The organism is Ensifer sp. Root954 (genome assembly GCF_001429005.1).
Taxonomy (GTDB): Bacteria; Pseudomonadota; Alphaproteobacteria; order Rhizobiales; family Rhizobiaceae; genus Ensifer; species Ensifer adhaerens.
The window spans coordinates 61,948-87,124 of sequence record NZ_LMJM01000020.1 but is presented as its reverse complement, the minus strand read 5'-3'; the positions used below and the strand labels follow the sequence as shown (position 1 = coordinate 87,124).

The 25,177-nt window shown below is 64.4% G+C and carries 18 protein-coding genes; 6 read left to right on the top strand and 12 right to left on the bottom strand.

The features are described 5' to 3' along the window. Positions 1–24 precede the first annotated feature (24 nt). The 4 genes from ASE71_RS11075 to ASE71_RS11060 form a co-directional block, all read right to left on the bottom strand. Positions 25–1,239: a TIGR03862 family flavoprotein gene (locus ASE71_RS11075; RefSeq protein ID WP_060519949.1), complete on the bottom strand. Its 1,215-nt coding sequence runs from the start codon at positions 1,237–1,239 to the stop codon at positions 25–27. Between the two features lie 80 nt (positions 1,240–1,319). Further along, positions 1,320–2,393 carry an amino acid ABC transporter permease gene (locus ASE71_RS11070; protein WP_034790167.1) on the bottom strand — a complete coding sequence of 358 codons (1,074 nt, stop codon included), beginning with the start codon at positions 2,391–2,393 and terminating at the stop codon, positions 1,320–1,322. Next, the gene (locus ASE71_RS11065; protein ID WP_060520023.1) at positions 2,390–3,580 is read right to left on the bottom strand and encodes an amino acid ABC transporter permease; all 1,191 of its coding nucleotides are present in this window, start codon (positions 3,578–3,580) and stop codon (positions 2,390–2,392) included. The genes ASE71_RS11070 and ASE71_RS11065 overlap by 4 nt, the downstream gene beginning before the upstream one ends. Before the next feature lie 20 nt (positions 3,581–3,600). Then, on the bottom strand, positions 3,601–4,644 hold the full coding sequence (locus tag ASE71_RS11060; protein WP_034790164.1) for an amino acid ABC transporter substrate-binding protein: 1,044 nt from the start codon (positions 4,642–4,644) through the stop codon (positions 3,601–3,603). A gap of 374 nt (positions 4,645–5,018) precedes the next feature. On the opposite strand from ASE71_RS11060, the gene ASE71_RS11055 reads away from it, so the two are divergent. Then, complete coding sequence (locus ASE71_RS11055) at positions 5,019–6,101, top strand: DUF930 domain-containing protein (protein ID WP_060519947.1); 1,083 nt, start codon at positions 5,019–5,021, stop codon at positions 6,099–6,101. 200 nt (positions 6,102–6,301) lie between these two features. On the opposite strand, the gene ASE71_RS11050 is transcribed toward ASE71_RS11055, so the two are convergent. Next, a complete protein-coding gene (locus ASE71_RS11050; protein WP_051659184.1) occupies positions 6,302–7,504 on the bottom strand; it encodes an MFS transporter in 1,203 nt (400 codons plus the stop codon). Between the two features lie 108 nt (positions 7,505–7,612). On the opposite strand from ASE71_RS11050, the gene ASE71_RS11045 reads away from it, so the two are divergent. Continuing rightward, entirely contained in the window at positions 7,613–8,551 is a 939-nt protein-coding gene (locus ASE71_RS11045) for an AraC family transcriptional regulator (protein ID WP_060519946.1), read from the top strand. Positions 8,552–8,572: 21 nt separating this feature from the next. On the opposite strand, the gene ASE71_RS11040 is transcribed toward ASE71_RS11045, so the two are convergent. The 4 genes from ASE71_RS11040 to ASE71_RS11025 form a co-directional block, all read right to left on the bottom strand. Beyond that, positions 8,573–11,371: an autotransporter domain-containing protein gene (locus ASE71_RS11040; protein WP_060519944.1), complete on the bottom strand. Its 2,799-nt coding sequence runs from the start codon at positions 11,369–11,371 to the stop codon at positions 8,573–8,575. Positions 11,372–11,680: 309 nt separating this feature from the next. Further along, positions 11,681–13,246 (bottom strand): arginine/agmatine antiporter, encoded by a 1,566-nt coding sequence (gene adiC, locus ASE71_RS11035; RefSeq protein WP_060519942.1) that lies wholly within the window; start codon positions 13,244–13,246, stop codon positions 11,681–11,683. A gap of 22 nt (positions 13,247–13,268) precedes the next feature. After that, positions 13,269–15,563 carry an Orn/Lys/Arg decarboxylase N-terminal domain-containing protein gene (locus ASE71_RS11030; protein WP_200949928.1) on the bottom strand — a complete coding sequence of 765 codons (2,295 nt, stop codon included), beginning with the start codon at positions 15,561–15,563 and terminating at the stop codon, positions 13,269–13,271. 62 nt (positions 15,564–15,625) lie between these two features. Then, positions 15,626–17,008 carry an amino acid permease gene (locus tag ASE71_RS11025; RefSeq protein ID WP_060519939.1) on the bottom strand — a complete coding sequence of 461 codons (1,383 nt, stop codon included), beginning with the start codon at positions 17,006–17,008 and terminating at the stop codon, positions 15,626–15,628. 288 nt (positions 17,009–17,296) lie between these two features. On the opposite strand from ASE71_RS11025, the gene ASE71_RS11020 reads away from it, so the two are divergent. Beyond that, the gene (locus ASE71_RS11020; RefSeq protein ID WP_060519937.1) at positions 17,297–18,355 is read left to right on the top strand and encodes a P1 family peptidase; all 1,059 of its coding nucleotides are present in this window, start codon (positions 17,297–17,299) and stop codon (positions 18,353–18,355) included. 71 nt (positions 18,356–18,426) lie between these two features. Beyond that, positions 18,427–19,287, top strand: coding sequence for a D-amino-acid transaminase (locus tag ASE71_RS11015; protein WP_060519935.1), 861 nt, complete (start codon positions 18,427–18,429; stop codon positions 19,285–19,287). A 27-nt stretch (positions 19,288–19,314) separates the two neighbouring features. On the opposite strand, the gene ASE71_RS11010 is transcribed toward ASE71_RS11015, so the two are convergent. Together ASE71_RS11010 and ASE71_RS11005 are read right to left on the bottom strand one after the other, a co-directional pair. Then, positions 19,315–20,214 (bottom strand): LysR substrate-binding domain-containing protein, encoded by a 900-nt coding sequence (locus tag ASE71_RS11010; protein ID WP_034790308.1) that lies wholly within the window; start codon positions 20,212–20,214, stop codon positions 19,315–19,317. Between the two features lie 84 nt (positions 20,215–20,298). Further along, positions 20,299–21,819, bottom strand: a complete 1,521-nt coding sequence (locus tag ASE71_RS11005; RefSeq protein ID WP_060520021.1) for a serine hydrolase domain-containing protein — start codon at positions 21,817–21,819, stop codon at positions 20,299–20,301. A 245-nt stretch (positions 21,820–22,064) separates the two neighbouring features. Here ASE71_RS11005 and ASE71_RS11000 point away from each other — a divergent pair, with 245 nt between their 5' ends. Continuing rightward, positions 22,065–23,105 (top strand): dipeptidase, encoded by a 1,041-nt coding sequence (locus ASE71_RS11000; protein WP_060519933.1) that lies wholly within the window; start codon positions 22,065–22,067, stop codon positions 23,103–23,105. A gap of 25 nt (positions 23,106–23,130) precedes the next feature. Here the strand turns inward: ASE71_RS11000 and ASE71_RS10995 are convergent, their stop codons facing one another. Next, the gene (locus ASE71_RS10995) at positions 23,131–24,000 is read right to left on the bottom strand and encodes a LysR substrate-binding domain-containing protein (protein ID WP_060519931.1); all 870 of its coding nucleotides are present in this window, start codon (positions 23,998–24,000) and stop codon (positions 23,131–23,133) included. A gap of 166 nt (positions 24,001–24,166) precedes the next feature. Here ASE71_RS10995 and ASE71_RS10990 point away from each other — a divergent pair, with 166 nt between their 5' ends. Further along, positions 24,167–25,138: a quinone oxidoreductase family protein gene (locus ASE71_RS10990; protein ID WP_034790126.1), complete on the top strand. Its 972-nt coding sequence runs from the start codon at positions 24,167–24,169 to the stop codon at positions 25,136–25,138. Positions 25,139–25,177: the final 39 nt, after the last annotated feature.

The window sequence follows — 25,177 nt, the reverse complement described above, 5'->3', positions numbered from 1 at the left end:
CGCCTGCCAAAGGCGCGGCGATTTTTATGCTGGCCGGTTAAGCCAACGATCGAGCCCGCGAGCCGCCGCACGCCCTGTGGCAAAGCAGGCGGTCAGCAGATAGCCCCCGGTCGGCGCTTCCCAATCGATCATTTCGCCGGCGACGAAGGTGCCGGGCAGCGCTCTTAACATGTATTCGTCATCGATCGCCGACCAGGCGATGCCGCCGGCGGAGGAGATGGCCTCGGCGATCGGGCGTGGGCGGATGAGCGGGATTGGCAACGCCTTGATCAAGGCCGCAAGTTCTGGAGGCGGCAAGCGCGCGGCATCAGGCGAAACCTCACGCAGCAGCGCCGCTTTCACCCCTTCGAGCCCGGCCCCCTTGCGCAGGCGGTTGGAAAAGCTGGTCTTGGTGTCGAGGCGGCCAAGGTCTTTTGCCAATTTCCCGACGGTACGTCCCGGGGTGAGGTCGACCACCAGGTCGGCCGGTTCCCCGCCGGACAGTCGATCCCGAAGCGCGCTGGTGTGCGCATAGACGAGACTGCCTTCGATGCCGGTCCTGCTGACGACGAATTCGCCCGGGACGCTGCCGGCTTCCGACGTTGCGGTGACGCCCTTCAGCGCGGCGCCGGCGAAGCGATCGCGGAAGGTCTCGCTCCAGTCGACGTCGAAGCCGCAATTGGCGGGCTGGAATTTGGCGACAGACACGTCCTTCTGTTCCAGCCAGGAAACCCAGGCGGCATCCGACCCGAGACGCGGATAGCTGGCGCCGCCGAGGGCGAGCAGAGTCGCATCTGCGCTGACAAGCGTCTTGCCGTCCGGGGTATCGAACGCGGGTGCTTTGCCTTCAAAGCCAGTCCAGCGGTGCCGCGTCAGGATGCGAACGCCTCGGCTTTCCAGCGACTTGAGCCAGGCGCGCAGCAGCGGCGACGCCTTCATCACCTCCGGGAAGACACGGCCCGAGGAGCCGACGAAGGTCCTGGTTCCGAGGTCTGCCGCCCATTGCCTGATGTCATCGGGCGTGAAGGCGTCCAGCGCCGCACGCAATCGCGGCGAGGCATTGCCGAAGCGCTCCGCAAAGGCCGTATAGGGCTCCGAATGGGTGATGTTCAGGCCCGACTTGCCGGCCAGCAGAAATTTGCGCGCGACCGTCGGCATGCTGTCATAGACGGTGACCGCGTGGCCGCGCTCGGACAGCACCTCGGCGGCCATCAAGCCGCTCGGTCCGCCGCCAATGACGGCGATGTTCTTTTGTCCCATGCGCTTTGCCCGGTCACAGATTTCGCTTCGGCGCACTCTTGGCCCGGCGGCGCGTGGCACGCAACCCCCGTCAGATGCCGCTATCGGCGATGGGCGCCGTTGAGCTTCTTCTCCAGCCACAGGCTGTAGCGCGAACCGGAAAAGCAGATGGCGAAATAGACCAGCGCCGCGAAGATGTAGGCCTCGCTGTAAAAGCCGAGCCAGGCGGGATCGGTGGCCGAAGTCTTGGCGGCATTGAGCAGATCGTAGATGCCGATGACCGCAAGCAGCGAGGTGTTGAGCACGATGCCGATCGACAGGTTGACGATGGCCGGGATGACGGCTCGCAGCGCCTGCGGCAGCACCACCAGCCGGAGCATTTGGATCCGGCTGAGGCCAAGCGACAGCGCCGCCTCCTTCTGACCCGCCGGGATCACCTGCAATCCGGCGCGGATGATCTCGGCGAGGTAGGCCGAGAAGAACAGGGTGACGCCGATCTGCGCCCGAAGCAGCTTGTCGATGGCCGCGCCGCTCGGTAGCGCCATCGGCACGATCAGCATGGCGACATAGAGCACGGCGATCATCGGCACACCGCGCAGCACTTCGATGAAGGCAATGGCCAGGGAGCGCACGAGCCCCATGTCCGACTGGCGGGCAAGCGCCAGCAGCAGCGCGATCGGAAAGGCGAAGGCAAGGCCGGCGATCGAGACTGTTAGCGTGATCGGCAGCCCGCCCCAATGATTGGTCGAGACCGGTTCCAAGCCCGACGTCCCCGCCATCAGCAGCCAGATGCCGACGAGCGCCAGCAACCAGACCGGCACCAGGCGGAAGCTCCAGAAACGGGGAATGGCGGAGACGGTCAGGAGCGCAGCAATGAGGGCGATCACCAGCGCCGGGCGCCATTGCAGCGGCGGCGGGAAAAAGGCGAAGAGCATGAAACGAAACTTGGCGCCGACAAACGCCCAGCAGGCGCCCGCCGTTTCCGTGGCGCAATCGGCCGCGGTGCCGGTCCAAACGGCATCGATGACGGCCCAGCGGACAAAGGGAAGTGCAATCCAGAGGATTGCGGCGAGCGTCGCCAGCGTGACGAGGCCATTGGCCCAACCGTTGAAGAGGCCTTCACGCCAGCGGTGCCAGTCGGGCGCGACCGGCGGCGCAAGTTCGATCTGGCTCATCGTTTTCCTTCTCCGCGCAGAACGACGCGACGGTTGTAGAGGTTCATGACGGCCGAAACCGCAAGACTGATCGTCAGGTAGACGGCGCCGATGATGATGATCGCTTCTAGAGCCTGACCGGTGGTGTTGGCCGTCGTGTTGGCGACGCTGACGAGATCGGGGTAACCAATTGCGACCGCGAGGCTCGAATTCTTGGTCAGATCGAGAAAGCTCGAAATCATCAGCGGCGTGATCACCCGAAGCGCCTGCGGCAGTACGACGAGGCGCATGATCTGCGCGGGCTTCAGCCCGAGTGCGCGAGCGGCTTCCCATTGACCCGACGCCACCGACTGGATGCCGCTGCGCACGATCTCGGAAATCGAAGCGGAGGCATTGACGACGAGGCCGATCAGCAGCGCGGCGAATTCCGGGGTCAGCGATAGGCCGCCGCGAATGTTGAAGCCGCCCTTGGCAGGCACTTCGACCGATGCGCTGAAGCCGAGGGATACGAGAGCGAAATAGAAGATTGCCAACGCGCCGAGTACGGTGCCGGCGGTTTTCGGCAGATAGAACGTCGCGCCCGCCAGCAGGCGCCTGGAAATGACGAGTGCCGCGAAGACGGTCAGGAGCACCGCGGGCAGCCATACGGAGGCCGGCAGACCGTCGACCGAAAGCAAGGGCAGAAAGACGCCGCGATTGCTGAGATAGACGCTGCCCAGAAACGTATAGGCGCCGCGCGGCGGCGGAAGCGCGCGGATGATCGCACTCCACAGGAACAGTTGCAGCAACAAAGGCGTGTTGCGCAGAAGCTCGACATAGCCATGGGCGAAGGTTGCTAGCAGCAGATTGCCGGACAGCCTGAAGATGCCGAGTGCGACACCGAGCACGGTTGCAAGCAGACATCCGACGAGCGCGACCTTGACGGTATTGGCGATGCCGGCGGCAAGCGCCCGGGCGTAGCTGTCGCCGGCCGAGTAAGGAAGAACGCTTTCGCCGATCTCGAAATTGGCCTGATGGGAGAGGAAGGCAAAGCCCGGCGTCAGTCCCATGCGGTGCATGCTCTCGGCGGTGTTCTGGCCGAGAAAGGCAAAGAGCAGCAGCACGCCGACAAAGAGCAGGCCTTGCTGCAAAGGCAGCGGCCCGATCCAGGACATGAGGCGCGAGACGGGTCCGGGCCCCGAAGGGCCCGGTTGGAGTTGGCGTGTCATGGGAAGGACCATGAACCGGCTCAACGGAACGGCGGCGAATAGAGCAGGCCGCCGGCCGTCCAGGGCTGGTTGTAGCCGCGCTCGAAGTTGAGCGGCGTGCCCTTGCCGACGTTGCGCTCGAAGATCTCGCCGTAGTTGCCGACGGTCTTGACGATGTTGTAGGCGAATTTCGGATCAAGGCCGATCGCTTCGCCGAGCGACGGATCGACGCCGAGGAAGCGCTTGATCGCCGGATCCTCGCTCGCAAGGAACGTGTCGACGTTCTCCTTGGTGATGCCGAACTCTTCGGCCTGGATCGTCGCGTAAACGGTCCAGTTGACGATTTCGAGCCACTGGTCGTCACCGGCGCGGATCGCCGGCGCCAAGGGCTCCTTCGACAGGCGCTCGGGCAGAAGCACGTAATCGTCGGGCTTGGAAAGCTGGGTGCGCTTGGCGGCAAGATCGGTCGCGTCCTGGGTCAGGGCGTCGACGCGGCCCGAGTCGAGCGCCTTCAGGAACTCGCCGGTTTCCTCGATCGTGACCGGCGTGAAGGCCTTGCCGGTCTTGCGGAAGAAGTCGGCGATGTTGAGTTCGCCGGTCGTGCCGCTCTGGACGCCGATCGTCGCGCCGTCGAGTTCCTCGCCCTTGGCTACGCCAAGGTCCTTGCGCACCAGCAGTCCCTGGCCGTCGTAGAAGACGACGGGGCCGAAATGGAAGCCGAGCTTGAAGGCGCGGCTCACCGTCTGGGTGACGCCGGACAACAGGATGTCGAACTCGCCCGATTGCAGCGCCGGCAGACGCTGCTGCGGCGACGAGTTGGTGAACTCGACCTTCTCGGCATCGTTGAAGACGGTGATGGCGATGGCGCGGCCGAAATCGACGAAGAAGCCCTGCCAGCGGCCGTTGCTGTCGGGTGAGAAGAAGCCCGGCGTGGTGCCGACGCCGACCTTGATGACGCCGCGCGCCTTGATCTTGTCGAGCGTTTCGCCGGCAAGCGCCGAGGTGGCGATGAGGCCCGCCGCCAGCGCTGCCGTCGCGGCAAAGGCTTTTGTGAAAAGTTTTCGGTGAGTGGAAGTTCGCTGCATGAGGGTCCCCAAAGCCAAAAGAATGTCATTGCGCCACCGGGCGAAGCCGTTCGGGCGTGAGTAAAAATTAAATCTATAGAAATTATATAATAGGTATTTTTGTGCGAAATTGGCGCGTGGCCCGAAACAGATTTCGCCGCCTCGTTTTTGCCGGGAACGTTTTTGACAAGAAGCCAGCGGTTGATGGCGGCGACCCCCGAAGGCGTCAATTTCATTCGCCCACGATCGATGGCCCGCAAGCTGCAGCGCGAACCTCCGGCTGCATATGCAGGCCTATGCCTCTTGTTGAGATCGGCGGAAGCTCCTAGGTTCCGCCCGTCGATTGGTTTATCTCCTTGGCGATGCAGCTTTTTGCGGGAAATTGGCGGGAACGGATGGGATGGGGCGCGCCGGTGTCGGTCGCCCTGCACCTCGTCGTAGCCCTTTTTCTTTTGTACGACCTGCCCTTCGAGCTGCCGACGCCGCCGAAGGAGCAGACCGTCAACGTCGAGCTCGTTCCGCCGCCAGCAGAGGCGAAGGAGCCGAAGAAGGCCGAGCAGAAACAGGCAGAGCAGAAGAAGGCGGGGCCGAAAAAGGGCGAAGAGAAGAAGGCTGAACAGCCAAAGCCGCAGCCCAAACCCAAGCCCCAGCCGAAGGCAGACCCGAAGCCGCAACCCAAGCCGGCGCAGCAACTGCCGCAATCCTTCGCCTCGGCCATGGCCAAGACCAAGCAGGACAACAAGGAGGCAGAGCTTCCGCCGGCTGCGCGCGAGACGGAGAAAAAGACGGAGGCGTCCGAGCCGGCAAAGGCCGTGGATGACAAGGCAAAGCCGGCGGATAAGCCGGCAACCGTGTCCTCGACCGAGAAAAGAGAACCGGTCAAGGAACCGAAACCCCCGTCAACGCTTGCCGTGCCTGCGAGAGCCACTGACAGCGCCACACAGAAGGCGGATGAAAAGGCAGCGGCGACGGTGGCCGAAGCCAAGCCTGAAGCAAAAGAAACGCCTGACGCCAAGCCGCAGACGGTCAAATCGGAAGACGGGACGGCAAAGGCAAAGCCGGCCGATGCTGCGGCAAAGGTCGAACTCAAGCCCGTTCCAAGCAAATTGACTAAAGCAAAGGAACTTTATTCTGCAAAGTCGATTGCCGATCCGCGGGTGAAACAGGCCCTGATCAACCTGCCGGTCAAGAGGCGGATACTGCAACTGTGCAATCTCGAGGCGCTGGAGCAGATCCGCAGCCAGCGGCAGGATACCCCGCCCGAAGGACTGGTGCCCTTCGGGCCGAGGGGTGGCTTCATCGCCAAAAACCGCATGGACGCCAGCGGTGGGGCCTACCAGAACAAATCGAATTGGTACGACGTCGACTTCAATTGCGTCGTCAATGAAGATGCGACCGAAGTGACCTCCTTCAGCATTGCCATCGGTGGCGAAGTGCCGAAAGCTGCCTGGAAGGAGCGGCGGCTTCCGGGGAATTGATCCTTCCGACACGGATGGGGGCATGTCGTTTTCCTGACTAAACCCCATCCCGCAACAGCGCCCCACTGCGTGCAGCGCCTGTTGCCAGACGTCACGGATCGCCGCGCTGCACCTAGAACATTCTTGCCTGCCGGACTCTTCCGAGCCCGGCAGGCGCGAGTGCGAGTTGCCACTCTCGCACCAAGCTGGCGCGGATGTTGTTACTCCGCCGGTTGAAGAGCCCGCTCGCGATAGACCGAAACCAGTGAGGTGCCGAGCATCGCGGCAACCGCCGCAAAGAGGAAGACGCCGGCCGGGCCCTGCAGTTCGACAAGGAGGCCGCCTAGGATCGCCCCGGTGGAAATGGCGATCTGGAAGGTGGTGAGCGTCGCCGCTCCAGCACCTTCGGCCTCATCACCGGCCGCACGGCTCAGGAACGACTGGACGCTGACCGGCAGGGCGCCGAAGGCGAAGCCCCAGGCGGCGGTCGCGACGATGGCGACGGCCGGCAGCGCGCCCGCCAGGGCCAGGACCAGCGTGGTGGCAGCGACGCCGGCGGCCGCCGACATCATCGAGAGCCGCGTGCTGCGCTCGGCGAGGAAGCCGCCGGCAATGTTGCCGAAGAAGCCGCCGATGCCGAAGGCGAGCAGGATCGCGGTTATCGCCTCGACGCCGAACTGCGGCACCTGTTCAAGGAACGGGCGGACATAGGTGAAGCCGGCAAAGTGGCCGGTGACGACCAAGAGGATGGTCGCAAGGCCGAGCCGGATCGCCGGGCGCTTCAGGACGTTGAGGATCGTGTCGAGGCCGGTTGTGCCGATGGGAGGCAGGCGCGGAACCGTTAGCGCCTGGACGATGAAGGTGACGATGCCGACGGCGGCGGCAAGCAGGAAGGCGTAGCGCCAGCCGAGCGTCGCGCCGATCCAGGCGCCGACAGGCGCGGCGCAGACGGTTGCGATCGAGACGCCGGACATCACGATCGCCATCGCCCGCGGCATCAGCCGGCCGGGAACGAGCCGCATGGCGAGCGCCAAAGACAGCGCCCAGAAACCGCCAAGGCCGATGCCGAGGAGGAAACGGGCGACGAGCAGCATCGAAAGGCTGGACGCGAAACCGGCGATCAGGCTGGAAACGATGAGCAGCGCGGTTAGGGACAAGAGCACGTTGCGGCGGTCGAAACGTCCGGTATAGACGACGATCGCCGGGCCGGCGATGGCCGCGACCACGGCCGTAGTGGTGACCGACTGGCCGGCGGCGCCGACGGTCACGCCGAGATCCGCCGACATCGGCGTCAGCAGACTTGCCGGCAGAAACTCTGCCGTGACCAGGCCGAAGACCCCGAGCGACAGGGAAACGACAGCCGCCCACAAGGGTTTGTCCCGTTCATCCGCCTGTCCCGTGGGCTTGGCGACAATACCATCCATGACTTTCATCTCCATTGCATGTGATGATGAAAATATGCATGGCCCTCTGGAGTTTCTATGCTAGAAAATCCAAAACACTGTGCTGTTTGTCCAAAGGTGAGATGTAATATGAGCGATGCGCTGACGGAGATCCTGCGCGGCCTCAGGCTCGACGGTGTCGAATATGGGCGCTGCCAGCCCTGCGCGCCATGGGCGACCTCCTATCCCGAACAGGAACCGGCACGATTTCATTTTCTTGCCTCCGGTTCCGCCCATCTGCAATCGCCAGATGGTTCGTGGATGGAGTTGACGCCCGGGGATGCCGTGCTGTTGCCGCGGGGCGATGCGCATGTGCTCGCGAGCAAGCCCGGCCTGCCGACGATATCGATCCGCGACCTGCCGAAACGGCAGCTTTGCGACGGCATCGTCGATGTGCAGTGCCCCAACTCGGACAGCCAGAACCTTTTGTTTTTTGCAGTGATGCAGTTCAACGTCGATCGCCTGCACCCGCTCTTGCAACTGATGCCTTCGGTCATGCGCACCAGCGATCTTGCCAAGAGCGAGCCGTCGATCCCATCGCTGCTCGATACCATGACGCGCGAGGCGGCGATGCAGCGCGTTGGTTCGGGCGGCATTCTGGCGCGGCTTGCCGACGTGCTGACCGCCACGATCATCCGCGCCTGGGTGGAACACGGTTGCGGCACGTCAACCGGCTGGCTTGCCGCCGTGCGCCATCCGGAGGTGGGCCGGGTGCTCGCCGCCATCCATCTCGACCCGACGAAGGACTGGACGGTGCCGGAACTGGCAAAGCTCATGGGGGCGTCGCGCTCCGGTTTTGCCCAGCGCTTCGCCGATACGGTCGGCGAGACACCGGCCCGCTACGTGGCACGCATGCGCATGCACCAGGCGCATCAGTGGCTGCGCGAGGGCAAACGGGTCGCCCATGTCGCCAATCGTCTGGGCTACGATTCCGAGGCGTCGTTCAGCCGCGCCTTCCGCAAGATCATGGGCGCGCCGCCAAGCCATTCGCGCAGCCTGACGATGTCAGCGGATCAACTGGCATCCTGATCCGCTTTCGGTCGCGAAACCTCAGAACTTGACATTGAGATCGGCTCGGACCCCGTGCTCCCGGGCCGTCGAGGCGATCTGACCCTGATAGGAAACGCTGAGCGTCGATGCTGGCGTCAGCGCGGAATCGATACCGGCCTCGAGGATGGCGCCGTCGCGCGCGATGGGCGCACCGGCGACCGAGAAGGCCTCGCTGCCGGAGAACGCCTGGGCGAGAGCAGGGGTAACGTCGCCATAGGCATGCCGCCAGCCGATGAGACCGCGCGCCGTTGCCTTTGCCGCGCCGAGTTCGAAATCGGCTGACGCGCGAAGCCCTGATGTGGTGAAGGCCATGTCGCTGGAACCGCCATGGACGGAGAGCGCTGCCGCACCGCCCTTCTCCTTGAACCCATTGGTGTGCACGTTGACATAGGCGAGGTTGGCGAAGGGCTCGAACGCGAAATCGCCGGCCCTGAAATCATATCCGAGTTCGCCAAACACCTGCGTGGTGCCGGCGCGGTAATCCGCAGTCAGGCTGTCGACGAGCGCTGGCGAAACGACGAGCCGGCTGCTGTCGATCTCGCTAAAGGTGTAGGCAAGGCCGGATCGGAACGACAAACCGCCCCAGGTCCCACCGCCATAGACCCCGAGGTGGTAGTTGTCGCTCGAGGCCCGCGAGCGGCGGTCGTCGACCTTGAAGCTGGAATGGCTGTAGCCGCCGAGGAAGCCGAGCCGCCAGTCGCTACCGATGTCGCCATCGAGACCGGCGACGAAGCCGCCTATGGACCGCGACAGGTCGGCTGCATTGCCGTCGCCGTCGGTATCCCCCCAGGACCCGAACGCCGAGCCCCACGCGCCCATGGTTTCTGGCGAAGAAATCGATGCCGTGGTGATCTCGTCGGTGTTAACGATCGGCCGCGCCGTGGCGCCGACAGTTTCAAAGGCTGCACGCAGCCGGTCGTTCATCCGGTTGCCGATGAGCTGGCTGTTTTCGATGAGGCCCGTGACGGTCGAGCTGTGAACGTCGCCCGGCAGCTGTCCGAAGAGGTCGGCTGCGGTTTGTCCGTCGAGGGTGACGGCGAGATCGTGGAGCGTCCCGCCGATACCGAGCCGCTCGACGGCAAAGGCAGCCGCGGCGGCGTTGCGGGTCTCGGCAAAGTCCGCGAAGGCAACGCCGTTGCGGGCGACGTCGAGGTAGACCGCGCTCGGCTCGTAGGCGAGCGAGAGGTCGAGGAAGGCGTAGCAGCCGCAGTCGTCCTCGAACCGCCCGGTCACGCCGCCGACCGCGGAGAGAATGGTGTGGCGGCCGTCGCCCTTGTAATTTTCGGGCCGGACCCTGACGTCGACTGCACCGGCGATTTCGGCCGTGCCGGTGACGTCGAGCCGGCTCGTGCCATCGGGTGCGTCGAGATTGACGAGGAACCAGCCGTCGCCCGACTGGCGATAGTTGCCGGCCACGGTCAGCGTGCCGCCCCTGCGGCCCCAGCCCGGATTGACGGCGCCGTTGTTGTCGACATTGCCGTAGATGGTACCGTTGCCGGAGAGTATGCCGTTTCCGTCAGCAAAGGTCTCGGAGGCAATGCTGCCGGCAATCGCCAGGAAGCCACCATCGACGCGTGTGGAGCCGTGATAGGTGCTGTCACCGGCCAAGATCAATATGCCGTCGCCCGACTTGATCAGCCCTCCCGCGCCGGTGATGTTATTGGACCATGCGCTTTCGCCGTCCTCGATCACGGCGTGGAAATCACCCCAGTCGAACTTGCCCGGACCTCGCACTGCCCGCCCGGCGTTGACCATGCCATAGCCAAACACGGGATCGACGCCCCGGTCGCCATAGTCGATGGCCGTTCCCAACAGGACTTGGCGGACCTGGTCCATCGTCATGTACGGGAATGCCTGCGCGACCAGCGCGGCCGTTCCGGCCACGAACGGTGCAGCCAGGGATGTGCCGTTTTCCCTGCTGTATCCTCCACCGGGGACGGCGACCATGATGTTGTCCTGAGGATTGGCCCAGACCCATTCGCCTCTTTCCGGGTCCCAGCGCGTGGCGTCGTCTCCACCAGGTGCGGCAAGACACCAATTTAATGCAACGCCACACCTGTTCGACCAATCGGGCATGTGTGTAGGACTGGTCGCCACCACGGCGAGCCAGCCCTGTTCCAGCTCCGGGAAAAGATAGGGGAGACCCGCATCGATGGACGGCTGTGCCGCGCCGTCGTTCATCGCTGCGAAGACGAGAAGTGCACCACGCGAAACCGCGTAGCGATAGGCGGACAGATTGTTTGAGAGCGTCGCTTCGGCCCGGTCGGCCGTCATTTCTGTAATGAAGCCGTCGCCATAACTGTTGTTGATGATCTTCACGCCGCGGTCGACGAGTGTACGGATTCCGTAGTTGGCGGCAGCATTGTTGATGTAGCCCGGTATGTCGGATGCCCCTGCCTGAACGATGGTCGCGCGCGGGGCAACACCGTGCATGCCGACCCCATCGCGATTGGCGGCGATGACCGAGGCGACCGTTGTGCCGTGACCCTCCCCTACGAACGTCCAAGGCTTCTCCGGATCATAGGTGATACCCTCTACATAGCGTCCGGCAAACTCCGGGTGGGTAATGTCGAGGCCGCTGTCGACCACGCCGACCTTGATGCCGCTGCCGTCGTAGCCCAGCATGTAGGCATATTCAGCGTGGATAGTTGCCAGTCCCCACTGGGCGTTGAACTCTGGTGTACGCCACGTTGCCGGATCGCCGGGGTCGCCCGCATCCTGTGCGAACCCGGAGGATGACAGCGCGGTCGACACGACGAGCGTGGCGATGCGAGCGGCGGTTCGGCGGTTCTTTTGCAAGGCAGTTCCCCAATGCCCGGCATCGCGGCGCATCCGTGGCGCAGGGTATTGAAGAAAAACGGAAATTCACAAGGCGGGCGCGCGAAAGCTAGTCGCGCACCCTGCTTTGGAAAATACGGCAGGTGACGTATTTCGTCGCCCGAAACCGATATTTGTGTTGGTGGATCGCGGCAGGCAACAGGCGGTTCGTCGAAGAAGCCGCGGCGACAGCGATGAGGGCACCTGAAACACGCGCGGCCGAGGTCGCGCGTTCTCGACGACATCGATGCAAGAAGGGGCGGTGGCTGCATCCACCACCCCTCCTTTTGGCTATTGCGCCGGCTGGCTCTCGGCCGGAAGCACGGCCGCCGGCGAACCGGCCGCGGGCTGGACGGTGCTTTCGACAGGCGGAACCGGCGAGCGGGTGCGCAGCGTTTCGGCGCGGTGACGGCCGACCGAGACCCAGAAGAGCGCGACGAGCGCGGCAATGGTCACGGTGACGGTAACGTAGCGGATCCAGGTCGGGGCGTGCCCACCCGGATCGATGTGCTTCTCGTCGATCTCGCGCTTGCGGGTGATCGCTGCCGAGTAGAACACGATCGTCGAGATCACGAAGATCAGCGACCAGCGCGTCTGTTCGCCGTCGGAGCCGATGAGCGCCACCAGGCTGTAGATCGCCGCCGCAAGGCCGATGATGACGTACCAATTGTAGGTGCTTGCCGGCATCTTCTTGTAGCCGAGCACCTTGATGGAGATCGCCGAGTAGATATAGGGCAGCAGCGTCATGATCACTGCGATCGAGGCGATCTTGCCGAACTGCTCGCTGGCGGTCGGCGACATCGTGGCGAAGACCTGCACGGTCATGATGACGGCGACGATCGCAAGGCCGGCCGAGGGCACGCCCTTGGAATTGACCTTGGCGAAGATCGAGCCGAAGAGGCCGTCGTCGGCCGCAGCTTTCGCGGTCTGCCCGACGAGCAGCGTCCAGCCGGCAAGCGAGCCGAGGCAACCGAGTGCTGCGCAGATTGCGACCACCGCACCCGCGGTATCGCCGAGCGCCAACCGCGCGGCGTCTGCGAAAGGTGCCGAAGACGCGATCAGCTCCTTGTTCGGGATCATGCCCATGATCACCGTCGAAGACAGGATATAGGCGACGGCGGCGAGGATGACGCCGCCGACGGTGGCGATCGGGACGTTGCGCTGCGGGTCGCGAACGACTCCGGCCGAAACTGACGCGCTTTCCACCCCGATGAAGGCCCAGAGGGTGAAGTTGAGCGTCGCCATGATCGCCGCCCAGCTGTCCTTGCCCGACACGTTCCAGCCTTCGGAGAAGGTCGCCGGCGAGAACCAGAACCAGCCGAAGATCGCCATGCCGAGGATCGGCACCAGCGCGAAGGAGGTGGTGAAGGATTGCAGCCGTCCGACGACGTTCGGGCCGAGGATGTTGGCGTAGGTGAAGAACCAGATCAGCGCCACCTGCGCCAGCGCCGAGACCAGCGGGTCGCGCAACATCGGGAAGAAGGCCGTGAGGTAGCCGAGACCGGCGACCGCAAGGCCGACGTTACCAACCACATTGGCGAGCCAGTAGATCAGGTTGGTCTGGTAACCCATGTAGTCGCCGAAGGCCTTGCGCGTGTAGGCGTAAGGCCCGCCGGCGGCGGGATCGATCGCCGCGAGCTTGGCGAAGGTCAGCGCCAGCGCGATCGCGCCGGCAATGGTGATCAGCCATCCGAAGACGGCGATGGACCCGACCGCGGCGAGGTTCGCCGGCAGCATGAAGACGCCCGAGCCCATCATGTTGCCCGCGACCATCAGGGTCGCGGGCACGAGGCCGATCTTGGCGGATTCCGCGACGCCCGCGGATGTGGTTTTGGAAGCCGTATCGACAGCAGCCATTGTTCTCGCTCCTGAAGCCGGGTCAGCGGGTCAACACATAGACGCGATAGAGGCCGTCCTCGACCTCCACCCCGTGCGTGTCATGGGTGAAGCCCGGGAACCGGAGATCATAGGCCTCCAGCGCCTTGAGGTAGCCGAGGACTGGACCATCGGCGGGCCCAGCGTTTTCGCCCGGCATTAGAAGCGGGATGCCGGGCGGATAGGGCACGACGCCCGTTGCGACCGTGCGGCCGGCCAGATGGTCGAGCGTCACCTGTTCCACCTCGCCGCGCACCAGCCGCTCGTAGGCGCGCACCGGGCTCAGGTCCGGATGTGGCAGGACAGAGAAGCCGGCGGCCATGGAGGCGGTGGTCTTCAGTTGGTCCATCGCCTGGAACATTGTGTCGGCGAGATCCTTGAGACCCATGCCGGCGTAGCGTTCCGGGTGGTCCTCGATCAGCGACGGGATGGCCACTTCGAGCGTGAGGTTGGCGTCGTAGTCGCGCTTGAAGTCGCAAAGCGCGCTGACAAGCGAGCCCCATTTGCCCTTGGTGATGCCGAGCGAGAAGAGGAAGAGGATGGTGAAGTCGGTCGTCTTCTCGACAACGATGCCGCGGGCATCGAGATAGGCGGTGACGAGGCTTGCGGGTATGCCGACCGGCATCAGCCCGCCGCCGGGCGCAACACCCGGTGTGACGATCGAGACCTTGATCGGATCGAGCATGCAATAGCCGTCCTCGATCTCGCCGAAGCCGTGCCACGCTGCCCCGGGCTTCAGCACCCAGCAGGACGGATCGGTCGCGAGGGATTCCGGCGAGGCTTCATGGAAGGGGCTTGTGCGGCCGGTTTTCGGGTCGCGCACCGTATCCGGTTGCCAGCAATCGAAGAACCAGTCGCCGCGCTCTGCCGCGTCGTTGGCCAGCCGCGACATCATCAGGCGGAACGCCACGGCTTCCTCGATCGACTCGTTGGTGAGCGCCGCGCCGCCGGGCCCGTCCATCATCGCCGCCGAGACGTCGTTCGAGGCAATGATCGCGTAGTTCGGCGAGGTCGAGGCGTGCATCATGAACGTCTCGTTGAAAATGCCATGCGGGATCGGCTTGCGGCCGTCGCGTACGTGAATGAAGGACGCCTGAGAAAGGGCCGCCAGCAGCTTGTGCGTCGACTGGGTGGCAAAGACCGTCGGCTTGTCGGCCGTATGCGCCTTCGGATCACCGTGCATTGCGTGGCGGTCGCGATAGATCGGGTTGAAGCGGGCGTAGCCGTACCAGGCCTCGTCGAAATGCAGGCGGTCGACGCTGGCGCCGAGCAGTTCCTCGACGCGGGTCACGTTGTAGCAAAGACCGTCATAGGTCGAGTTGGTGATGATGGCGTGCTTTGGCTCCTTGTCCGAAAGGTCCGCGGCAAGCGGGTTCTGGTCGATCGCCTTGCGGATCGCGACCGCGGTCAGCCGTTCCGGCGGGATCGGCCCGATGATGCCGTAGTGGTTCCGGGTCGGCACCAGATAGGTCGGCACGGCGCCCGACATGGTCATCGCGTGTTCGGCCGACTTGTGGCAATTGCGGTCGCACAGCGCGATCTGGTCGCGGCTGACGCTCGCCATCAGAATGACGCGGTTGGAGGTCGAGGAGCCGTTGGTGACGTGGTAGCTGCGGTGCGAGCCGAAGACGCGGGCAGCGTATTTTTCACTGGCGCCGATCGGGCCGGAATGGTCGAGCAGAGATCCGAGTTCACCGACCGAGATCGAGAGATCCGAGCGCAGCAGCGGTTCGCCGAAGAACTCGAAGAAGGCGCGGCCGGGCGGCGACTTCAGGAAACCCGTGCCGCCGGTGTGTCCGGGCGTGTGCCAGGAGTATTCGTGCACCTGGGAGAACTGGGCGAGCGCCTTGAACATTGGCGGCAGCACGGTCGAACGATAGCGCTCGATTGCCGCCTGGATACGGCCGCCGACGAAGTCCATCGTGTCTTCGAGCATCCAGACGAAATCGTCGACCTTCGCCATGATATCGGCCGGAACCGACGAGGCGACGCTGCGGTCGGCGAGCAGCAGCAGCGGAACGGTGCCGTTGCGCTTGCGCAGCGCCTCGACGACGCCGATCGATTGTTCGTGGCCGTCCGACCCGAGATCCCAGTCAACCAATACGCATTGGAGAGCGGGGTCCGACCGGATCACCGCGATGCCATCATCGGCGCTTTCCGCGGTGACTACTTCGATCTGGCGGCGTTCGAGTTCTGCGATCAGCGACCGGACGGCGCGGCCTGCAGCACTTTCGTCGCTGATTTCGTCATCCAGGACGAGTGCTTTCATGCCGAGACGGCGGTGACCCCTGTTTAACATGCTCATATCCAATCCTCTCTCTAGTTCGGTGCTAGGTGCAGGTTGGGGTATTCTTTTTGACGTCAGCCAGTGGACGGCTCCTTCCTTTCGACTGACAGGTAGACGGGCAGTGCCACGAGCAGCAGCAGCAGGCACCAGAGGCCCGCCTGAGGTCCGCTGCCGTAGACCGTCCAAAGCGAAAAGATGAAAGCGACCAGGGCATAAGGCTTGTAGGGGCCAAGGCGGAAGCCGCCCCATTCCTCGTCGCGCGGACGTGTGAGTGCCAGGAACAGCGCGCCCTCGACGAGGCTGCAGAAGACGTAAGGCACCATGGCTGCGGTGGTCGAAAGGTCGACGGCGAACCTATAGACGGCCATCAGTCCCGACACGCCCGAGGTCTGCAGAACGAGAAGGGCCGAAGCAAGCAGCATCGACAGGACGATACCCCACTGCGGCACGCCACGGCTGGAAAGGCGCCCGAAAACTGGAGGGAACAGCCCATCGCGGGCCGCTGCCATCGGCACCTGAGCCATCAGGAGCGTCCAGCCGTTGAGCGCGCCGATCGACGAAAGAACGACGGCGGCCGCAACCAGCGTGCTCCCCCACCAGCCCCACATCATGAAGGCCGCATCGGAGAAGGGAGCGGCGGAACGCGCAAGCGTTTCGCGCGGGACCGTGCCCATGACCACGAGCGTGCCTAGGATGAAGATGAGGCCGCAGCAGAGCGTGCCGAGCACGGTCGCCCGCGGGATCGTGCGTTTCGGATCGTCGACATCGCCGGCCGGAACGGTGGCAGACTCGATGCCGAGAAAGGCGAACATCGTCAACGGTGCGGTCGCGGAGATCAGACCGAGCATGGACAGCCCGCTCGGGTTGATGGGTGTCAGGTTCTGCGGCTCGATCCAGAAGAGGCCGAGAAGCGCAATCGCGATGAAGGGAAGGAGTTTCAATCCGACGGTCACGATCTGGAAACGCCCGGCGCTCCTGACGCCGAACATGTTGATGGCGGCAACCAGCCACATGGCGGCGAGCGAAACCGCCGTGAAGCCGCCCGGCATATGCTGAAGGTTCGGGAAGAACACGCCGAGATAACCGGTGAAGGCCATGGCGATCGCCGGCAGCGACGCCCAGATCGAGATCCAGTAGGCCCAGGCGACCAGAAAGCCGGCAAACGGACCGAAAGCCATGCGACTGTAGGCGTAGGGGCCGCCGGTCGCGGGCCTGACGCCTGCGAGCCGCGCAAACACAAGGCCGAGGCACATGGCGGCAACCGCCATGCAGACCCAGCCGACGAGGGCTGCGGCGCCGTAGGGCGCGAGTGCGGCGGGAGAGAGATAGAAGCCGGAGCCGATGATGTTGCCGACGACGAGCGCGGAGCAAGCCCAGATGCCGAGGCTCGGCCGTGTCGCCATTTCGGCCGTCGTCTGCTGAGACCTGCCTGAGGTTGCATCAAGCGGCTTCGTCATGGATGGGAGGCTCCCTTGCCAAAGACGAGGCGAACTTATGAACTGTTTCTTATGGTTGCAACTGCTTTATTTCACTCGACTATCAGTCGCCGCGCTGACCCATGGGCCCATGCGGAAAAGTCGCATTCGGCTCATAGCTCCACGACCGACCGCGAAGGGCGGCGTTGCAGGCTTCTCATGAAACTATTCCATTTTTGCGATGCCGTTTTGCCGCCGATACAGGTAGGGTCGCCTGCGACGAAATGACTGCTTCGCGACCGCGGTGATGGGTGAGGAAAACGGCGAAAAATGACAAATATCAAACGTTTACGGCTTCGCGACATCGGTTTCCGCCCGGGGGCTTACGAACCCGGACCGCTCAATGCGATCACCGATGTGATGGGTGTCGCGGTGGGCCATGCCACCGTTGTCGAGGCCGACTGCATCCGCACCGGCGCCACCGCCATACTGCCTCATGACGGCAACCTGTTTCAGGACAAGGTGCCGGCCGGCTTCGCTGTGCTCAACGGCTTCGGCAAGTTTGCGGGCTCCACCCAGGTAGAGGAGCTCGGCGAGCTGGAAACGCCCGTCGTCCTCACCAACACGCTGGCGACGGGACGCGCCATCGAGGCCGTCAATCGCTGGACGCTGGCGCAGCCGGGCAACGAGAAGGTCGTGTCGCTGAACGCGGTCGTCGGCGAGACCAACGACTCCCGCCTCAACGACATCCGCGCCGGTCGCCCGACGATCGACGAGATCGGCGCTGCCCTTGCCGCCGCGAAGACCGGTGCCGTCGAGGAGGGGGCTGTCGGTGCCGGAACCGGCACGGTGGCCTTCGGGCTGAAGGGCGGCATCGGTACGAGCTCGCGACTTGTGAAGGCGGCAGGCGAGGTCTTTACGCTCGGCGTGCTCGTCCAATCCAATTATGGCGGCCGGCTCACCGTCTGCGGTCGTGCCTATGAGGCGCCGGCGGCACACGACCGCGACGGTTCGATCGTCATCGTGATCGCGACCGATGCGCCGCTCTCTTCCCGCAACCTCAAGCGTCTGGCCGAACGCGCCTTCGGCGGCCTGGCCCGCACCGGCGCCGCGCTCAGCAATGGTTCCGGCGATTATGCGCTCGCCTTCTCGACGGCTGCCGCCGTTCGTCGCACCAAGGCGCGCCGGGCCGCGATTGCCGACTATCCCGATCTTCCAAACGACCTGATATCGCCGCTCTTCGAAGCGGCCATCGAGGCGACGGAGGAGGCCATCCTCAATTCGCTGACCATGGCCCGCACGACGCATGGTTTCAATGCCGCGAACGGCAAGCCGAGCACGGTCGAGGCGATCTCGCTCGAACGGCTTCGCGCGCTCAGCGAACACTGATTTGTGCCCCTGGATCGCGTTCGGTGTTGCGGTCCATGCGCTTCTGCCAAACCAATTTTTACGGAGCCTACATGTCCCAGCCGTCCATCCGCACCGTCTATCTCAACGGCGAGTTTTTGCCCGAGAACGAGGCGCGCCTCTCGATCTTCGATCGCGGCTTCCTCTTCGGTGATGGCATCTACGAGGTCACCGCCGTGCTGGAGGGCAGGCTGATCGACAGCGCATCGCATATGGCGCGCCTGGAGCGCTGCGCGCGTGAAATCGATGTGCCTTTGCCGGTATCGACCGACGAGATCGTCGCGATCGAAAAGCGGCTGATCGAAGAGAACGGCCTTGTCGAAGGCATGGTCTATCTGCAGCTCACCCGGGGCGCCGAGGACCGGAACTTTCTGTTCTCCGAGGATATCAAGCCGACGCTGGTGCTCTTCACCCAGGCAAAGACGCTGGTGACTGCCACCACCAAGGGGCTGTCGGTCAAGACCGTGCCCGACCAGCGCTGGGCGCGCCGCGACATCAAGAGTGTGTGCCTGCTGCCGCAGGTGATCGCCAAGCGCATCGCCAAGGCTGAAGGCTGCGATGAGGCGTGGATGATCGAGGACGGGTTCGTGACGGAAGGTGCTTCCTCCACCGCCTACATCGTCACCGCGGACAACCGCATCGTCACGCGCGGCAACAGCCACAAGACGCTGCCCGGCTGCACCCGGCTCGCCGCTCTCGCGCTCGCCGCCGAACAGGGAATGACGCTGGAAGAACGCCCCTTCACGCTCGAAGAGGCGCTCAACGCCCGCGAAGCGTGCCTCACCAGCGCTTCGAACTTCGTTGCGCCGATCACCCGCATCGACGGCAATGCCGTCGGTAGCGGTGAGCCTGGCCCGGTGGTCAAGCGCCTGCGCGAGCTCTATCTGGAGCGCGCACGACAGACGGCGATCTAACTCGCCCGTGCGGGCCAGGGCTGTCGCTTAGGCGACAGCTTCCAGGCTCTGCCAGACGCGGCCGACGATCGGGCGGCGGTTTTCCTTGGCGCGATAGAGCCGGATCTCGACACTGACGTCCCAGCGCGGGTCGGCGGCCCTGACCAGCGAGCCGTTCGCCAGCTCATCCGTCATCAGGCTTTCGGGGACCCAGGCGATGCCCCATCCGGATTCGGCCATGGCTTTCAGCCCCACCGACATGCTGCCTTCGTGCACCCTTTGCGCCGGCGGTAGCTCGCGCCCGATCAGATCATCCAGAAGCTGGCCGAAGAACGACGATTTTTCGTAGCTCAGATGCGGGAACGGTTTCGTGCCGCCTTCCAGCCGGTGCAGGGGCTCCCCCGCTTCATTCGCCGCCGAAACGGGGATGATGCGTTCGTGGCCGAGCACGCGATGTTCGAAGGCCTGCGGGTCGAGCAGGTGCGGGACCTGGGTATGGGCGTAGGTCAGCAGGAAGTCGCATTCGCCGTCGACAAGCGAATTGAGGTTTTCCTCCATGCTGCCGGAATCGGGGCGAAGTCGGGAGAAGAGCGGCCCGCTCCGGGCGTTGACCCGTGTCATCCATGCGGGAAAGAAGGTGAAGGAAAGCGTGTGCAGCGCTGTCAGCTTGATGGTGCGGGCGTCGGAGCCTTCCTCCTGCTGCAGATTGCGCCTTGCCTGGTAGAGCTGTTTCAGAGTCTCCTGCGCCACCGGCACGAATTTCGACCCCGCCTCCGTCAGGCGCGAAGGATAGGTCGCGCGGTCGACGAGCGTGGCGCCGAGCCAGGCCTCCAACTGCCGGATGCGGCGGCTGAACGCGGACTGGGTGACATGGCGCTCGTCCGCCGCCTTTGAGAAGTTCAGCGTGCTGGCGAGCGCCAGAAAGTCCTCAAGCCATTTGATTTCCACGGGCATGCACTCCTGAAGTCCGGTCCGTCATTCGCCGGCGACCGGACTTCTTTTGTGGCAGCGCCCGCGCGTCATCAAGAAAAATCAGGCGCGGCGGCGATATTCGATCATCCGGGCTCGGCTTGTCACCAGTTCGAGGTGATCGGGCCCGAGGAGATGCAGGCAGATGCGCTTGACCCAGGGCCCATCGCTCAGCGTGAACAGGAAGCGACCATTGCCAAGGGGAGTGAGCTTCATGGTCTGACGCACGGGGCCGACGCCCATCAGGACCGCGCCGTTCTCGACCGTGAATTCCGCCCTTTCGTCGGAGCGCCAGACCCCGGAGAGCGACGCCGGCAGCGGCTCATGCGTCGCCGCTGGAAGGAAGCGTCGCACGGCATGGCCGACCTCGCCGACAAGGGCGGAGCCGTCGCGGCGCAGCCGGAGAGGGGATGAGGCCGAGCGCGACGAGGCCCAGCCGTCGCCGTCGTCATAGAGCGTCTCATCCGCATCGAGATAGGTACAGGTGCTGCCCTTGACCTCGACCCACCACGGACCGGCCTCCGTCACGTAGAGACCGTCGCCGAGATCGGCTGCCGGGGTCGGCAGAGGAATGCCGGTGAGCGCTGCCATGCTTTCGAGCGCGATCTTGTAACCGTTGGTGTCCTCGCGGTTGGAGACGACGACGAAGCCGGCGCGCGTTTCGGGATCGAGGAGGAAATAGGTCTTGTAGCCGGGATGTGAACCGCCATGGCCAACGAATTCGCGGCCGCCGAGCGACGAGTTGCGCAGGCCGAGCCCGTATCCTGTTGGTCGCCCGTCGGCGAGATATCGGGGCGCCTGCAACTTCTGCAGAAGACCGGCGAAGTGGCCTTCGCCACCGAGCAGCGCCTGCAGCCAGGTGGCAAGCGCCCCGGCGCTGCCGGTGAGGCTGCCCGATGCGGAAATGTGCAGGCCAGCGGCAGAAAGCTGCCAGGTTTCGCCCGAGTGCCAGTAGCCGGGAACGAGGTCCCTCACCGGATCGTTCCAGACATCCGGCGCCTTCAGCGCGATGCCAAGCGGGGCCGCGATTTCCCGTTGGACGAAATCGTCGAAGCGGAAGCCCTTGCGCTCCAAAGCCGCTTCGATGAGGCGATAGCCGGTGTTGGAGTATGAGACCTCGGTGCCGGCGTCAAAGTTCAGCCGCTCCAGGCGTGAGAGGTACTCCAGCAGCGGTCCGGCCCTGGTCTCCGTGTAGACGGAAAGGCCGAGCAACGACAGGCATTCGCGGGTATCCGGCAGGCCGCCACTCATGTCGAGCGCCTGCCCGACCGTCACGTCCGCAAGTGGCGACCGCAGTTCCGGAAGATGCTGGCCGAGCGGTTCGTCGAGACCGATAAGGTCGGCATGGGCGAGCACCATCGCTGAGAAGACGTGCTTGGTGAGGGACGCATAGCGCACGACGCTGTCGAGCGTGAACGGCGCGGATGTCGCGAGGCTCTCGACGCCGGCCGCATGCGAGAAGCGCGGCCCGGATGCATCGAAGCCGATGACCGCGCCGCCCGGTTCGTCTGCCACCCATTGTGCGGTCAGGCGTCTCGCAGCCGCTTCGGCGGCTTGCCAATCCAGCGATGCCGGCTTCGTCATGTTCATTCTCCAATTCTGGTCGCAGTGGTTTCCCACGCGTATCTCCGACTAAGCACGACAGAACCTCGTGCCGCCAATTCCGATTCCGGCAGGGCCTATGCACGGTTTGCATTTGCCCGGCCCGCCTGCATTGCGTTAGGCCGGCGGGGAAAAAGGGTGCGGTTCCCGCACCCAATGTCTATGGTCCGTCGGCGACTATCCATGAGTCGCACTTGAGGACAACAGGTTGAGAAGGCGATCCAGAATTGGCGACGCAAGCGAAAATCCCGGTCTTTGACGGACATAACGACGTGCTGTCGCGGCTCTGGCGTTCGCCGGGCGGCGCTGCCGAGCGCCGCTTCCTCGATGGCGTCGATACCGGGCATATCGATCTCGACAAGGCCGCGGCGGGTGGCCTTGCCGGCGGCCTCTGCGCCGTCTACGTCGCCTCGCCCGGCCTTGCCAAGGATGGCAGCGGCGAGTTTGCAACGCCCGATCAACAAAGCGCACTCGAAGCCACGCTCGGCATGACGAGCCTGCTGATGCGGATCGAACGCCAGTCGGAGGGCCGGCTGAAGATTTGCCGCAGTGCTGCCGATATCCGCGCCGCCATGGACAAGGGTGCCTTTGCCTCGGTGCTGCACATCGAGGGTATCGAGGCGGTCGGCGCCGATCTCGACGCGCTCTATGTGCTTCACGCCGCGGGTCTGCGCACGCTCGGCCCCGTCTGGAGCCGGCCGAACCTCTTTGCCTATGGCGTTCCCTTCCGCTTTCCCTCTTCACCCGATATCGGTCCAGGCCTCAGCGAGGCCGGCAAGGATCTCGTGCGCGCCTGCAACGAGCTGAAGATCATGCTTGATCTCTCGCACATGAACGAGCAGGGCTTCTGGGACATCGCCGCGCTGTCGCAGGCGCCGCTCGTCGCCTCCCATTCCAACGTGCACGCGCTCTGCCCGCATAGCCGCAACCTGACGGACCGTCAGCTCGACGCGATCAGGGACACCGGCGGTTTGGCCGGCATCAACTTCGGCGTCCTTTTCCTGCGCGCGGACGGGACCAGGAACACGGATACGCCGCTCTCGCTCCTTGTCGACCACATCGACTATATCGTCGAGCGTATCGGTATCGATCATGTGGCGCTCGGCTCTGACTTCGACGGTACGGCCATCCCTGCTGCGATGCGCAGCGCGGCCGATCTGCCGCTGCTCGTCGACCTGCTGCGCACCCGCGGCTATGACGATGCGGCACTCGTAAAGATCTGCCACGGCAACTGGATCCGCGTGCTGGAGACAACCTGGGGCGGGTGAGCGCCGCGCTCAGCCGCGAAGGACGTTAGGTCCTTGAAGCGATCGGCAAGCCTTCGAGCAGCACGCTGATCGCGCAATCGACGACGGCCGATCGCCGATCCCTGGCAAAAAGCCCATACTGGACGGCAAACGGCTTCGGTACGGCTGACGAGGCGGGCAGCGCCCGCATCGTGCCCGCGCGTATCGCGTCCGGCGGAAGCAAACCAATGCCGAGCCCGTTCTCGATCGCGGCCTGCAGCGCCGTGATGCTCTGGCTGGTAAAAGTGATCCGGTGTTCCCGGCCCTGGTCGGCCAAGGTCTCGATCATGCGTCGGCGCCAGAGGCAGGGTGCGGCGAAGGCAACAAGGTCGATCGGTCGGGTCTCGTCGAAGGCGTAGTCCGTCGCGCAGACCCATTGCAGCTCCACATTCCAGGTGGTGAGGGCGTCGGCTGTGATCACGGAGGTCGGCACGACCATGATATCGAGGTCGCCTTCAGGCCAGGTCTTTCCAAGCGCCACGCATTGCTCGACCACCACGTCGAGCCGGATCTCCTGGTAGCCGCGCCGCAGTCGACCGAGCGCTTCGGGCAGCGCCGTCGTTGCCACTTCCTCGGCCAGCCCGACCCGCACGCCACCGCTCAGGTCAGCCTGCCGCAGCCGCGCCGCCGCTTCGTCGCCAAGCGCGAGCATGCGCGTGGCGTATCCGAGGAACAATTCGCCTTCGGGTGTCGGCACGACGCCGCGACCGGTGCGGGTGAAGAGTTGTCGGCCTAGCAGATCTTCGAGCCGACGCATCTGCATGCTCAGCGCCGATTGCGTGCGGCCGGTCTGGGTGGCGACGCGGTTCAGGCTACCCTGCCGGCAGACCGCGACGAAGCTGCGAAGGAGGTCGATGCCAATCTGGTCAGATATCATGAAGTTTGAACTCTGTTGTCATTGATATCAGTCTACACGGGTAACTCACGCATGGCTATCTGTCAGATGTGATCAGCGAGGAAGGCGAGGCAGCATCAGGCAGATCGGCATCGGCCGCCGCCTGGAGGCTGCCAGGACCAGCCAACTCAACCAGAGGACCAGATCCATGAAAGCTATCCGCGTGCATCAGCACGGCGGGCCCGATGTGCTCGCCTACGAAAATTTCGAACTCGGCGAACCCGGCCCGGGGGAAGTGCGCGTGCGCAACCGGGCGATCGGCGTCAACTTCGTCGACATCTATTTGCGCAGCGGCGCCTACCCGCCGCCGCAGCTTCCATTCATCCCAGGTAAGGAGGGAGCCGGAGAGGTGGTCTCTGTCGGGCCCGATGTCGAGGGCTTCAAGCCGGGTGACCGCGTTGCCTATGCCGAGGCGCTCGGAGCCTATGCCGAGGAACACAATGTGCCGGCCCGTGTCCTCGTGCATCTGCCTGAGGATATCGACTTCGAGACGGGTGCGGCGATGATGCTGAAAGGGCTGACGGCGCAATATCTGTTGCGTCGCACCTTCCGGGTCGAGGCCGGCCACACCCTCCTCGTTCATGCGGCCGCGGGCGGTGTCGGCCTGATCCTGACGCAATGGGCGAAACATCTTGGGGCAAAGGTCATTGGCACCGTCGGTTCGCCGGAGAAGGCCGAACTGGCGCGGGCCAATGGTGCGGACTACGTGATCGACTACGGCAAGGAGAACTTTGCAACGCGCGTGCTCGAAATCACCGAAGGCGAGGGGGTCGACGTCGTCTACGACAGCATCGGCAAGGCGACGTTCGAAGGTTCGCTCGACAGCCTGCGCCCCTTCGGTCATTTCGTCAGTTTCGGCGCCGCTTCCGGCTCGATCCCTCCCTTCGACATCACGACGCTGGCGCAGAAGGGATCGCTTTATGCCACCTGGCCGCTGTTACCGGCGCATCTATCGCGACGCGAGGACGTGCTGGCGATGAGCAAGGATCTCTTCGACGTTGTCGCGCGCGGCGCGGTCAATATCCGCGTGCACGCGCGACTGCCATTGGCCGAGGCAGCCGAGGCGCATCGCCGGCTCGAAGGACGCCAGACGACAGGCGCCTTGGTGCTCCTGCCGTAAGGCCAGCGATGGGGCGATATGTTCTAAGAACTCGTGGCG